Raw genomic sequence first — 13503 nt, 5'->3', positions numbered from 1 at the left:
CTTCGTTTGAGTGTAGTCGGGAACTACGGCAGAAACGCGTGTCGCATCCGAGACGATAAGCTGGGCGGCGGACGCCCGCAAGGAAACGCCGAAGCACAGCATCGAAGCCGCAAGGCATAATTTCAGAATTTTGTCAGTTTTCATTCTGTTTAGCATGTTTTATTGGGGATTATTCAATGTTAAAACTCCGCGACTCGCAGGCCAACGAGTCGACGGTATTCGGAGAACGGATGCGAAGACCCTGCATAAGAGGGTGACGGAGTGACGGAAGTGCAGGTCGCCGGATTTCGTTCGGAGACAAAGGTAGAAATTTCCGGGCTTTCCTGCAACGGCCGAAACAAAAAACACGGGACGAAAATGGTTTTCAAGCAAAACACAGTACGGCCCCATTGCCGGAAAACGGTTCCGTCTGCGCAGCGGAACCCGTTGCACAGCCCTTACGACCGCAGAGCCACAGTCGGAAGAAAGTTGAGTTATCGGACCGTGTTCGCGTTATTTAAATGCAATTTGTTATATTTGCATCTGAATAACTCCACAGTAAATGAATCCACTCAGAAAATTAACCTCCTCGGAAACCGCCTCCCTCGAAGCACTCGGCAATTCGGCCGAAGATTGGTCGAAGGTACTGGTCGCAGAGGACTTCCAACCCTTCCAGTTGCTCCAGAGCCATCTGGAAGGAAATATCGAACTCGCAGCCGGGGCCCGCATCATCCGCTCGCGCGTCGCGAATTACCGCATCGGGCCCGGTTCGCTCGTCGAAGGCGTCACGGCCCTCGAATGCCGCCGCCGCTCCTCGTTCGGCAACGGCGTCGGCGTAGCTACAATGAACGAATGCGGAGGCCGCACGGTAAAGATTTTCGACCGGATGTCGGCGCAGACAGCCTACATCATGGCCATTTACCGCCACCGGCCGCAAACCATCGCCGCATTTGAAAAAATGGTCGGCGCATATGCCGAAGGGCGTTCGTCGGAGATGGGCGAAGTGGGCAGCCGCTGCCGCATCGTCGGGGCCCGCTTCATCCGCGAGGTCCGCATCGGCGACGACGTGGAGATCGACGGCGCTTCGATCCTCGAAAACGCCACCCTCTGCGACGGCGCGCACATCGGCGTGGATGTCAAAGCCTACGACTTCATCGCCGCCGAAGGTTCGGTCATCAGCAACGGGTCGATCGTCGAGCGCTGTTTCATCGGCGAAAGCTGCCGCCTGGACAAAGGCTTCACGGCCGCCGAGTCGCTCTTCTTCGCCAACTCGCACTGCGAAAACGGCGAGGCCGCAGCGATCTTCGCCGGGCCTTACACTGTTTCGCACCACAAATCGTCGCTGCTGATCGCCGGCATGTTCTCGTTTTTCAACGCCGGCAGCGGCTCGAACCAAAGCAACCACCTCTTCAAGAGCGGCGCCGTACACCAGTCGGTGCACCTGCGCGGCTGCAAGTTCGCCAGCAGCGCCTACATCATGTCGCCGGCACTCGAAGGGGCCTTTACGATGGTCATGGGACACCACTCCTACCACCACGACACCTCGGCTTTTCCCTACTCCTACCTGATCGAGAAGGAGGGCCGCACACACCTGATGCCGGGCGCCAACTTCACCAGTTTCGGCGCCGTGCGCGACATCGAGAAGTGGCCTGCCCGCGACCGCCGCTCGGTAAAGCGCGACGTGATCAGTTTCGAAGAGTACAACCCCTATATCACGGGCGCCATGCTCCAGGCCGTGGACATCCTCCACTCGCTCCAGGAGCAGGACCCCGACGCCCCGGTGTTCACCTACAACAAAACCCTGATCCGCTCGGCAGCCCTGCAACGGGGACTCAAGCTCTACAACAAGGCCATCGTGGCGGCGTTGGGCGCGATGCTGGCCAAAGGGACATCGAATCCGCGCTATGACGGCGACGGGCAATGGCTCGACCTGGCCGGGCAGTACATCGCACGCAGCGAGGTCGAAGCGATCCTCGCAGCCGTGGACCGCGGCGAGTTGACGACGACCGACGCCGTGGACAATCGTTTCCGGGTCTTCGCCGTACACTACGACGACTACGCCCACAGTTGGGCCAAGCAGGTTTATGCTTCGATACTGGGCCATACGCCGACCGTCGACGAGATCGAACAGGCCGTCTCGGCAGGCCGCAATGCCCACGCCTCGATGCGCCGCACGACCGACGCCGACCGCGACCGCGACTGTTCGCTCGACATGGCCGTCAGCTACGGCCTCGACTGTACGAGCGAGGAGGAGCGCCGCGAAGACTACTATTCGGTCCGCGGCCTGAAATAGACGAACATACGACGCAACATGTATACACAAAGCATCACACGCACCCACCGCACAGCCTTTATCCTCGCCATCGACGGCTCGGGCTCGATGGCCGAACAAATCCTCTTCCGGGGACGGCAGATGACCAAAGCCCAGGCCGTGGCTTCCGTCACCAACGGCATGCTGTTCGAGCTGATCGAACGAGCCCGCCGCAGCGACGGAGTCCGGGATTACTACGACATCGCCGTCATCGGCTACTCGGGCGACGACGAGGTTTACTCCCTGCTGCCGGGCGGCAAAGAGCTGATTTCCGTGGCGGAACTGGCGGCCGGAGAACCGCCCATAAAGAAAGAGGCGATCGAATACCGCCTGCCGGACGGGAGCGTGGCCCTGCGCGAGATTCCCTCCCCGGTATGGGTGGAGCCCGAAGCCGCGGGGCAGACCCCGATGTGCGAGGCTCTGCGACGCGTGCGCGACATCGCCGCGGAGTGGTGCGCCGACCCGGCCCATGCCGACAGTTTTCCGCCGATGGTCTTCAACATCACCGACGGCGAAGCCACCGACTGCGACGACGCGGAACTGCGCGCCGTGGCCAAACAGATCAAATCGCTCGGCACGACCGACGGCAACGTGCTGCTGGTAAACATACACATCGCCGCGGGCGACACCCCGCACATGGTCTTCTTCCCTTCGGCGGAGGAGGCCTCCTACCCCAACCGCTACGCCGCGGTACTCTACGACTGTTCGAGCCCCATGCCCGAGGTCTTCAACGAAGCGATCCGCGAGGCCAAAGGCCCCGGCGCCCTGCCGCCGTTTCGCGGCATGAGTTTCAACGCCTCGGCCGAGGAACTGATCACCATGCTCAACATCGGGTCCATCAGCGTAAAAACCGAATAGCCATGACACCGACGCTGCAAATCTTCACCCGGGCACTGCTGACGCCCGACCTTTCGTTCGAGACGCTCACCGACGCCCGGGCCGCAACCGGCATGGACGGCCTGCCGCGGCTGATGCGCACGACACGTTTCGCCGAAGCCGAGATCACCTGGGGCGGCCGGCAATGGCTGCTCTCGATGCCGCTTTCGCCCATCGCGCTGACCTCAATCGAGCGCACGGCATCGCAACTCGGACGCCTCAACACCGAATGGCTCACGGAATACCGTATCCTGCGGGGCGAATTGCGGTGGACCGACCCGGCCGGCAGTGAACGGCGTTTCGACCTGGTACTCCAACACCTGCCCGCAGGCAAATCGGTTGCCGAAGCGCTGCATACGCAGCCCGCCGACCGGTTGCTCGCGGCGCTCGACGCCCTGCAGGCGGCCCTGCGGGAACTGGACTTTTCGCACAACAACCTCCGGGCCGACAACCTGCGCTGGGTAAACGGACGGTTTGTCCCGCTGCGTTACCACGACGGCCATTTCGGCTCCCCGGGGGACGATGCGGCTTTCGAGGCTCTGCGGGAGCAGGTCCGGCAAAACGCCGGTCCGATGCAGGTCAGCGATGTGGAGGCCGCATATACTCCGCAGCGCCGCCTGACGGGCCACCGCTGGACAAGCCATGTCTTCGAAGGGCTGGTATGCGTCGAGGACGAAAGCGGATTCGGGTTCGTAGACACGAACAACAACCCCGTGATCCCGGCGCAATATCTCTGGGCAGGCGATTTCCGCGAAGGACGCGCCGAGGTCGAAACACCGTCGGGGATGGGACTGATCGACCGGAAAGGGCGCTATGTCATTCCTCCCGAATACGAGATCGTCGACTATGCGCCTTCGGAAAGCGTCGTCCGCGTGCGCAAAGGCGGCCGTTGGGCGGAATTCGATTACCTGGGACGCCGCCTGACGGAATTTGGAACGAATAATGAATAGAACATGCTAAAACAACTGACAATATGGAAGAACAAGTAAAAGTCCTGATCATCGGCAGCGGCCCCGCAGGGTACACCGCCGCAATCTATACCTCGCGCGCCAACCTCGCCCCGGTGCTTTACGAAGGCATCGAGCCGGGCGGACAGCTTACGACGACCACCGACGTGGAGAATTTCCCGGGACATCCCGACAGCGTGAGCGGTCCCGACCTGATGGGACTGATGCGCAGGCAAGCCGAGCGGTTCGGCGCCGACATCCGCACAGGCAACGTCACGCGCGTAGACCTCTCGTCGCGGCCCTTTCACGTCGTAGTCGACGGCGAAAAGGAGATTAAGGCCGAAACGCTGATCATCGCCACGGGAGCCTCGGCCAAGTATCTCGGTCTCCCCTCCGAAACCAAGTTCCGCGGGATGGGCGTGAGCGCCTGCGCCACGTGCGACGGTTTCTTCTACCGCAAGAAAGACGTAGCCGTGGTGGGCGGCGGCGACACCGCCTGCGAGGAAGCCACCTACCTCGCATCGCTCTGCCGCAAGGTCTACATGATCGTGCGCAAGCCCCACCTGCGCGCCTCGAAGGCGATGCAGCAACGGGTGTTCAACACGCCGAACATCGAAATCCTCTTCGAGCACAACACCGCCGAGGTGCTGGGCGACGAGTCGGGGGTGACGGGTGCGCTGCTGCGCAAAAACGACGGCACGGAGAAGACGATCGACATTGCGGGATTCTTCCTGGCGATCGGACACCACCCCAACACGGAACTTTTCTGCGACCAGTTGAAACTCGACGCCGACGGCTACATCAAGGTCGAAGGCATCAGTTCGCGCACGAGCGTCGAAGGCGTCTTTGCCGCGGGCGACGTGAAGGACCCCCATTACCGCCAGGCCGTTACGGCCGCCGGCTCGGGATGCGTCGCAGCGTTGGACTGCGAACGCTTCCTGCTGATGCAACAATAAGTAATAGACAGGTTGAGTTTCAGCGTTACCATATTAGGCTCGTCCTCGGCGAAACCCACGCCGAGCCGGCATCCGTCGGCGCAGGCGGTCAACATCCATGAACAATACTACCTCGTGGATGCGGGCGAGGGTGTGCAGCAACAGTTGATCCGCTACGGGGTCAACCCGCTGAAAATCCGCGCCGTGTTCATCTCGCACCTCCACGGCGACCACGTTTTCGGGTTGTTCCCGCTCATCTCGACGCTGGCACTCTACGGGCGTAAAACCCCGCTGAAGGTCTTTGCACCGGCCCCCTTCGGCGAGATTCTGGCCTGCCACCTCAAATACTTCGACAGCGAACTGCCCTACACCGTGTCGTGGACCGAGGTCGACACGACCCGCCACACGCTGCTGCTGGAGAACCGCACGCTCGAAGTATGGAGCATCCCGCTGCGCCACCGCGTACCGTGCGCCGGATTCCTTTTCCGCGAAAAGGAGCCGCCGCTGAATATCGAAAAGTTCAAGATCGCGAAATACGGGCTTTCGGTCGCGCAGATCACCGCCGCCAAACGGGGCGAGGACCTGCAACTGGCCACAGGCGAAGTGATTCCCAACGCCGCACTGACCTACCGTCCTTATGCGCCGCGCTCATACGCCTATCTCTCGGACACGAATTTCTCGGCCAAGGCCGCAGGACTGTGCAAGGGAGTCGACCTGATGTACCACGAGGCGACCTACGCCGCCGCCGAACAGCGGAGCGCCAAAGACCGGGGACATTCGACTACCGCGGACGCCGCAAAAGCGGCCCTGAAAGCGGGCGCCAAGCGGCTCGTGATCGGTCACTACTCGTCGCGCTACAAGGACGATGCGCCGCTGGTCGAAGAAGCGCGGGCGCTCTTCCCGGAGAGTTATCCGGCAACTGAAGGAACCACCTACACCATCGAAAAACAACGATGACAAAAGCCGAAATACAACTCGTCCGCGCACTGGCCGACAAACGCGGCCGCACGGAGCACGGACTTTTTGTCGCCGAAGGGGAAAAACTCATCGGCGAACTGCGGACATCGCACCTGCGCGTACGCAAAATATTTGCATTGGAAGGGGTTTTCGAAGGCCCGGAAGTGGAAATCGTCGCCCCGCGCGAAATGGAACGGCTCTCGTTGCTGAAAACCGCCAACAACTCGCTGGCATTGGTCGAAACGCCGCATTACGACCTGCGGCCGACGCAACTGAAAGGGCGGTTGACGCTGGCGCTCGACGACGTACAGAACCCCGGCAACCTGGGCACGATCATCCGGCTGGCCGACTGGTTCGGAATTACTGACATCGTCTGCTCCGAAACCTCGGCCGACTGTTTCAACCCCAAAGTCGTGCAGGCCACGATGGGGGCTGTCGTGCGGGTACGCGTACACTACACTGACCTGGCGAGGCTGCTCACGGAAGCCGCCGCACAAGGGCTTCCGGTTTACGGGACGTTCCTCGAAGGCAAAAATATATACGACGCGCAACTCGCCCCGGCAGGCATCGTCGTGATGGGCAACGAGGGACGCGGCATCACGGACGCCGCAGCGCAGGCCGTCACGCAGAAACTCTTCATCCCGCCCTGGCCGGCCGACCGCCGGGGTTCGGAATCGCTGAACGTCGCCATGGCGACGGGTATCATCTGCGCTGAATTCCGCCGACAGGCGAGTGCAAAGGCTGCGAAATAAGTCCGCAGGAAAAACGGAGCATCGCGACGTAATTCCGGGAGCAATACCAAAGAATTGCGAGGTATCCCGAGCGGAGGCAAGGGGTGCGATGTAATTCCGGCGACCAAAGGTCGCCGAAGCCGGGCAGAGCCGGCATTCCGGATCTATTCCGGGTCGTGTGAAGCTGTCGGCGCAACTCCGACAGCACATCCAACAGGCAGTGCCCTCTGTATCCGCCGGACCTGTTCCAGCGCCTCGGCGCACTCCGCGGGTGAAAACAGCCGCGACTCGGCAACCTGCCGGACAGCCCGGTCGAGGGATGCGACCGCCTGTTCCACTTCGCCCAACTGCACCGGGGAAGCCGTCGCTAAATCGACTTTCCCCAACAGCACCGACGCACGGCGTGCACAACGTTCGAAATTGACCAGCACCGGATAATCCCGCCGTTGATCATAAGGGGCCACCCAAAACGTCTCGAACATCAGACGGAACAGAACATCTACGAACTCAGCATTGCATTTTAGCATTTTCCGCTCACTTCTTCTCATCTTTCCAAACTTGTCGGTCCGGAAAAAAGCGCGGGCAGACTTGCTGCTTCACCGCCGAGGTATTGGACGACCCGTAACGTAGAATGCGGCAAATGCCCACGCTGAAAAACAGCGAGAGCATCAACCTTTATTCCTTACGTTACCCGAAAGTGTCCAATTTCCGACGGTAAGAGAAAAGCCGATGCGCTTTTTATCCGTAAAATGTCGACAATCCCCACAGACTGCCATAACAAAGATAATAAAAAATTGCACTCCTGCCGCAAAGCGCGGCAAAAATTCATTTTAATCGGATAGAAGACATTGTGTATTCTGAATATTTTATAACTTTGTAAATTGAAATAAAATTGATTATGCCGGAAAACAAATTCAAAATAGGCATCACGCAGGGCGACACGAACGGCATCGGCTGGGAGGTCATCCTCAAAGCGCTCGCCGACCCGCGCATGACGGAGCTTTTCACGCCCGTCGTTTACGGTTCGCCCAAGGCCGCGGCCTATTACCGAAATACCATCGCGGAGATCGAGCAGTTCTCCTTCAACCCCGTGGCGTCGGCCGCCGAGGCCCGCCGCGGAAAGGTCAACCTCGTGGCATGCGGGGAGACGGCCGACATCGCGCCGGGCAAGCCGACATCCGAAGCAGGCCGTGCGGCCGTGGAGGCGCTGCAAACCGCCATGCGCGACCTGAAAGCAGGGCATCTCGACGCGCTCGTAACCGCTCCTTTCGACAAAGAGACCGTACAGGCGGACGATTTCCGCTACACGGGGCATACCGAATACCTGAGCGCCGAACTGCAGGGCGAGTCGATGATGATCATGTGCAGCGACGTGCTGCGCGTGGGGCTGGTCACCAAGCACATCCCCGTGTCGGAGATCGCCGCGAACATCAAGCGGGAAAAAATCGTCAAAGACCTCCACACACTGCGCCGCTCGCTCGTCGGGGACTTCGGCATCGTCGAGCCGCGCATCGCCGTCATGGCCCTCAACCCCCACGCCGGCGACGGCGGGCTGCTGGGCCGCGAGGAGCAGGAGATCATCAAACCGGCCATCGTCGAAGCGTTCGGCCAGGGCGTGCTGGCCTTCGGTCCGTTTGCGGCCGACGGACTTTTCGCCGGGGGCGGATACGCCAAATACGACGGCATCCTGGCCATGTACCACGACCAGGGGCTGGCGCCGTTCAAGACCTTGTCGCCCGACGGGGTGAACTTCACGGCAGGGCTTTCCGCCGTGCGCACCTCGCCCGACCACGGCACGGCCTTCGACATCGCCGGGCAGGACAAAGCCGACGAACAGTCGATGCGCAATGCGATCTACACGGCCATCGACATTGTGGAGCACCGCATCGCCTGGGCCGAATGGACGCGCAATCCGCTGCAACGCGCCGAACGCGAACGCGGAGGCCGCGACGTTTCGGTCCGAGACCTGCCGCAAACCGAAAAGGAGGACTAACAAAACCAGCATACCGATCCGGCGCATATGAACCGATTCCTGACAGCGTGGAAACAACGATCGGCGACACTTGCCGAGGCCCGACAGGCGGCTTTCAAACCGTCGGTATGGCTGCTTGTGCCGATATTCCTGCTCGTATTCCTGGTCGCACAGCTGGCATCGCTGATCGTCGCAGTGCCCGCCGTGTTGCCGGATGTCCTGCAACACGGGCCGGAAGCGATCGACCAGGCACTCAACGGACCTAAACTGTGGGTTTCGCTCTTTGCGACGATACCCGTAACGGCGGTGTTCATCTTCTACATGAAGCGGATCGAACGCCGTTCCTATCTCTCGATGGGGTTCACGCGCGGCGGAACCGCCAAACGTTATTTACAGGGACTGGGCTGGGGTTTTGCGATGTGTATCGCAGCGCTGGGCATCGCCTGGGCGCTGGGCGGGATGCGTTTCGAAGGTTTCACCGGACAAATCCCGTGGGGAATGCTGTTGCTGCTCTTCGTCGGATTCCTCTTCCAGGGGATGTCGGAAGAGGTGGTCTGCCGCAGTTTCCTGATGGTTTCGGCGGCCAACAGGGCGCCGCTGTGGATAGCCGTAGCGCTCAATTCGCTGATTTTCGCGGCCATGCACCTCGCGAACAGCGGCGTAACGTTCTTTTCTTTTGCGAATCTGGTTCTCTACGGCGTCTTCGCCTCGTTCTATTTCCTGCGCACGGACAACGTATGGGGTATCGCGGCGCTGCACACGGCATGGAACTTCACCCAGGGGAGCGTGCTGGGGGTCGAGGTGAGCGGCCGCGCCATTCAGGACCGGCTCATGCATTTCGGAGCCACAGATGCCCCCGACATGCTGAGCGGCGGCAAATTCGGGCTTGAAGGCGGCGTCGCCACGACGGTCGTCTACCTGGCCGGAATCCTTATCCTGGTATTCTGGCCGGACAGGCAGCAGGCTGAAAAGGAGGCGTAAAAAGATGGGAAACAGGAACCAGCGTAAAATGGCGGTCGGCCTGCTCTGGGTATGGGCCGTACTCGAAGGCGGCTGGATATACCTTTACCTCTTCGGGGACACGACCGGGAAACAACTGCTGATGGGGACCATCACCTGCCTGCTGGGTGCAGCCGGAGCGATTGCAACGATGCGCCGGGCCGCCAGGGAGGCAAAACACGAATAGACAAAACACCGGACAACCCGGAAGCGTATTCCGTCTCGTAATTGTGGAAGCGCCGAAGGCTCCGAAAACTTAATTTATAGACAACAAATGATTAAAATCACTTTTCCCGACGGCTCCGTAAGGGAGTATGCCAAAGGGACTACTGCGTATCAGATCGCAGAGAGCATCAGCCCTCGTTTAGCTGCTGACTCGCTCGCGGCCGCGGTAAACGGCGCGACGGTAGACATGACGCGCCCGATCGAAGAAGACGCTTCGGTCAAATTTTACAAATGGGACGACGACGAGGGCAAACATGCCTTCTGGCACACCTCGTCACACCTGCTGGCCGAGGCCCTCGAGGCGCTCTACCCGGGTATCAAATTCGGCATCGGCCCGGCCATTGAAAGCGGCTTCTACTACGATGTCGACTCCCCGACGCCCATCACCGAGGCCGACCTGCAAACGATCGAAAACAAGATGGTGGAGCTTTCCCGCAACAAGGAAGCGCTGATCCGCCGCGAGGTTCCCAAAGCCGAAGCACTGAAAACCTTCACGGAGAAGGGCGACCAATACAAGGTCGAACTGATCACCGACCTTCAGGACGGAACCATCTCTTTTTATAGCAACGGCGCCTTCACGGACCTTTGCCGCGGCCCCCACATCCCCAACACGGGATATATCAAGGCCATAAAACTCACCTCCGTAGCCGGGGCTTACTGGCGCGGCAACGAGAAGAACAAGATGCTGACCCGCATCTACGGCATCACGTTCCCCAAGAAGTCGATGCTCGACGAGTACCTGGTGATGATGGAGGAGGCCAAGAAGCGCGACCACCGCAAACTGGGCAAGGACCTCGAACTGTTCTGCTTCTCGCAGCGCGTAGGCCAGGGCCTGCCGTTGTGGCTGCCGAAGGGTGCTGCACTGCGTGACCGCCTGGAACAGTTCCTGCGGGGCGTGCAGAAGGAGTACGGTTACCAGCAGGTGATCACCCCGCACATCGGCAACAAGGAGCTCTACGTCACCTCGGGCCACTATGCCAAATACGGCAAGGACTCGTTCCAGCCGATCCACACCCCGATCGAGGGCGAGGAATACCTCCTCAAGCCGATGAACTGCCCGCACCACTGCGAGATTTACCGTTCGAAACCCCGTTCGTACAAGGAACTGCCCGTGCGCCTGGCCGAATTCGGAACGGTATACCGCTACGAACAGTCGGGCGAACTGCACGGACTGACGCGCGTACGCGGATTTACGCAGGACGACGCCCACCTGTTCGTACGCCCCGACCAGCTTCTCGAAGAGTTCGAACGCGTGATCGACATCGTGCTCTATATCTTCAAGACGCTGAAATTCGACAACTATACCGCCCAGATTTCGCTGCGCGACCCCAATAACAAGGAGAAGTACATCGGTTCGGACGAAAACTGGGAAAAAGCCGAGTCGGCCATCATGCAGGCCGCCAAGGAAAAGGGCCTCACGACGGTCGTGGAGCTGGGCGAAGCCGCCTTCTACGGTCCGAAGCTCGACTTCATGGTCAAGGACGCCATCGGCCGCAAGTGGCAGTTGGGAACGATCCAGGTGGACTATAACCTGCCGGAGCGTTTCGACCTCACGTACAAAGGCGCCGACGACCGGCTCCACCGCCCGATCATGATCCACCGCGCCCCGTTCGGCTCGATGGAGCGCTTTGTGGCAGTATTGTTGGAGCATACGGGCGGTAAATTCCCGTTGTGGCTCTCGCCCCAGCAGGTCGTGGTGCTTCCGATCTCGGAGAAGTTCAACGACTACGCCATGAAGGTGGCGGAGTACCTCAACCGCAGCGATGTCCGCACCGAGGTCGACGACCGCAACGAAAAGATCGGCCGCAAGATTCGCGACAACGAACTCAAGCGCATCCCCTACCTGCTGATCGTCGGCGAGAAGGAGGAGGCCGAAGGGTTGGTTTCCGTCCGCGCGCAGGGCGAAGGAGACAAGGGACAAATGTCGCTGGAGGCATTCCGCGACTTCATCGCCGGACTGGTCAAGGAGGAGATCGAGGCCAACAAACTGGAGAAGAAGTAACGACCGACGACCGGTCCCATAACAACAATACACCAAATTTTATTTAACCATTTTAATACTTAAAGATTATCGCAGCACCGAAACCATTCCCGCCGAGGCCGTTTACCCCCGGGAATAACAGACCAAAACCGGCAACAGGCAACAATCCCCGCTTCGGACGCAGGCCGCCCGAAAAGGAGAATCCCCACCGCATCAACGAACAGATTACGGTTCCCGAAGTGCGTCTGGTGGGCGACAACGTCGAGCAGCCATTGGTGCTTCCGATCCGCGACGCACTGCGTCTGGCGGAAGAGATGGAACTCGACCTGATCGAAATCTCGCCCAAGGCCGAGCCGCCCGTATGCCGTATCGCCGATTACCAGAAGTTCCTCTACCAGCAGAAAAAGAAGGCCAAGGAACTGAAGGCAAACCAGACGAAAGTCGTCGTGAAGGAGATCCGATTCGGCCCCCAGACCGACGACCACGACTACAACTTCAAGCTCAAGCACGCGCAGAACTTCCTTAAGGAAGGGGCCAAAGTCAAGGCTTACGTTTTCTTCCGCGGCCGCTCGATCGTCTTCAAGGAGCAGGGTGAAATCCTGCTGCTGCGCTTTGCCACCGACCTCGAAGAGTTCGCCAAAGTGGAGATGATGCCGAAGCTCGACGGCAAGAAGATGAACATGATGCTCGCACCCAAAGTTAAGAAATAGCGAAGGGAGCGCAGCCCGGAAAGGGCTTGAAGCAGATACAAAAACAACGACCGCGGTCGGATTTTCCCGGACCGCTGGTTGTTGTTTTTGCGTTTACAGGGATGAGCAGCCGGCTCGTGCGGGTTGCTCGGATTCGCAGCAGCCCGTCTCTTGAAGTTCCCCGGCAGGAACGAGAGGAATACCCGGCAGGATAACTTTTTGAACGTTTTGGATAACCGAATATCGGAAACTGCTCCCGATCTTTGCCCCGGCAGGCAAACACCAGAAAAACAACACGTTTTCAGCGGAACGAACCTGCTGAAAAATTAAACCGAAAAAGAAGATGAAAAAATGGTTATTATCCGGATGTCTGCTGACGCTGATGGCTTGCGGACAAGTGCCGCAGAAACAGATCGATTCGCTGAAACAGACTATCGCCGATTACGAGGAGAACGGCGCCGGAGCCGAAATGCCGGAGGAATTCCGTGCGTTGCAGGAATCGTTTGCCGAGGTGGAGAAATCGGTGGAAGCCGAAAAAGAAAAAATGTTCAGCAGCTATTCCGCAGTCGAACAGAAGTTGGCGCAGATCGAAAAACAGTTGGACGGCATGGCGTTTACCATCGGCGCCCGGAGTGACCGATTTCAGAAGATGTACAATAAATTTGCACGGGAGGGGAGCCTGGGGCTCCTCATGTACGCAAGCCTGCCCAAAGACAAAGCCCGGAGCCTGCCCAAAGAGATAAAAGACGATTTACAGCGCGCCGTGCAGCCCATGCCCCTGCTGAGAGAACTCATGAAGGCCGAAACCTATGCGCAGAAACAGGAAATCCTGGGTCCTCAAGTCGAAAAACTGGAGAAATTGAACGAAATGATGAGACCCTGGCTTTCGGAGCAGAAATAC

General features: G+C 59.5%; 13 protein-coding genes. 12 read left to right on the top strand and 1 reads right to left on the bottom strand.

Annotated elements, in window-relative coordinates; all coding sequences use genetic code 11:
* The first annotated feature begins 541 nt into the window (after positions 1 to 541).
* From I2E69_RS14790 to I2E69_RS14765, 6 genes are read left to right on the top strand one after another with little or no spacing between them, the layout of a single operon-like run.
* Positions 542 to 2272 (top strand): DUF4954 family protein, encoded by a 1731-nt coding sequence (locus tag I2E69_RS14790; RefSeq protein WP_195461988.1) that lies wholly within the window; start codon positions 542 to 544, stop codon positions 2270 to 2272.
* A gap of 18 nt (positions 2273 to 2290) precedes the next feature.
* Positions 2291 to 3148 carry a vWA domain-containing protein gene (locus I2E69_RS14785; RefSeq protein WP_195461987.1) on the top strand — a complete coding sequence of 286 codons (858 nt, stop codon included), beginning with the start codon at positions 2291 to 2293 and terminating at the stop codon, positions 3146 to 3148.
* A gap of 2 nt (positions 3149 to 3150) precedes the next feature.
* Complete coding sequence (locus I2E69_RS14780) at positions 3151 to 4116, top strand: WG repeat-containing protein (RefSeq protein ID WP_195461986.1); 966 nt, start codon at positions 3151 to 3153, stop codon at positions 4114 to 4116.
* A gap of 23 nt (positions 4117 to 4139) precedes the next feature.
* Positions 4140 to 5069, top strand: a complete 930-nt coding sequence (trxB, locus tag I2E69_RS14775) for a thioredoxin-disulfide reductase (RefSeq protein ID WP_195461985.1) — start codon at positions 4140 to 4142, stop codon at positions 5067 to 5069.
* Between the two features lie 12 nt (positions 5070 to 5081).
* Entirely contained in the window at positions 5082 to 6005 is a 924-nt protein-coding gene (locus I2E69_RS14770; protein ID WP_195461984.1) for a ribonuclease Z, read from the top strand.
* The gene (locus tag I2E69_RS14765; RefSeq protein WP_195461983.1) at positions 6002 to 6757 is read left to right on the top strand and encodes a TrmH family RNA methyltransferase; all 756 of its coding nucleotides are present in this window, start codon (positions 6002 to 6004) and stop codon (positions 6755 to 6757) included. The genes I2E69_RS14770 and I2E69_RS14765 overlap by 4 nt, the downstream gene beginning before the upstream one ends.
* A 143-nt stretch (positions 6758 to 6900) precedes the next feature.
* Here the strand turns inward: I2E69_RS14765 and I2E69_RS14760 are convergent, their stop codons facing one another.
* Entirely contained in the window at positions 6901 to 7218 is a 318-nt protein-coding gene (locus tag I2E69_RS14760; RefSeq protein WP_229095553.1) for a hypothetical protein, read from the bottom strand.
* Positions 7219 to 7634: 416 nt separating this feature from the next.
* Between I2E69_RS14760 and pdxA the strand changes: the two genes are divergently transcribed.
* The 6 genes from pdxA to I2E69_RS14730 all read left to right on the top strand — a co-directional run.
* On the top strand, positions 7635 to 8729 hold the full coding sequence (gene pdxA, locus I2E69_RS14755; RefSeq protein WP_195461982.1) for a 4-hydroxythreonine-4-phosphate dehydrogenase PdxA: 1095 nt from the start codon (positions 7635 to 7637) through the stop codon (positions 8727 to 8729).
* A gap of 27 nt (positions 8730 to 8756) precedes the next feature.
* On the top strand, positions 8757 to 9689 hold the full coding sequence (locus I2E69_RS14750; RefSeq protein WP_195461981.1) for a CPBP family intramembrane glutamic endopeptidase: 933 nt from the start codon (positions 8757 to 8759) through the stop codon (positions 9687 to 9689).
* A 4-nt stretch (positions 9690 to 9693) separates the two neighbouring features.
* Positions 9694 to 9894: a hypothetical protein gene (locus I2E69_RS14745; RefSeq protein WP_195461980.1), complete on the top strand. Its 201-nt coding sequence runs from the start codon at positions 9694 to 9696 to the stop codon at positions 9892 to 9894.
* Positions 9895 to 9981: 87 nt separating this feature from the next.
* Positions 9982 to 11934 carry a threonine--tRNA ligase gene (thrS, locus tag I2E69_RS14740; protein ID WP_195461979.1) on the top strand — a complete coding sequence of 651 codons (1953 nt, stop codon included), beginning with the start codon at positions 9982 to 9984 and terminating at the stop codon, positions 11932 to 11934.
* A gap of 68 nt (positions 11935 to 12002) precedes the next feature.
* Positions 12003 to 12623, top strand: a complete 621-nt coding sequence (gene infC, locus I2E69_RS14735) for a translation initiation factor IF-3 (RefSeq protein ID WP_195461991.1) — start codon at positions 12003 to 12005, stop codon at positions 12621 to 12623.
* A 322-nt stretch (positions 12624 to 12945) separates the two neighbouring features.
* Positions 12946 to 13503 (top strand): hypothetical protein (locus I2E69_RS14730; RefSeq protein ID WP_195461978.1); only part of this gene is annotated, 558 nt, incomplete at its 3' end.

This window comes from Alistipes sp. D31t1_170403_E11, assembly GCF_015553985.1.
In the GTDB taxonomy this organism is placed as follows: Bacteria; Bacteroidota; Bacteroidia; order Bacteroidales; family Rikenellaceae; genus Alistipes; species Alistipes montrealensis.
The sequence above is the reverse complement of the archived record's forward strand: the minus strand, read 5'-3'. Positions and strand labels throughout refer to the sequence as shown.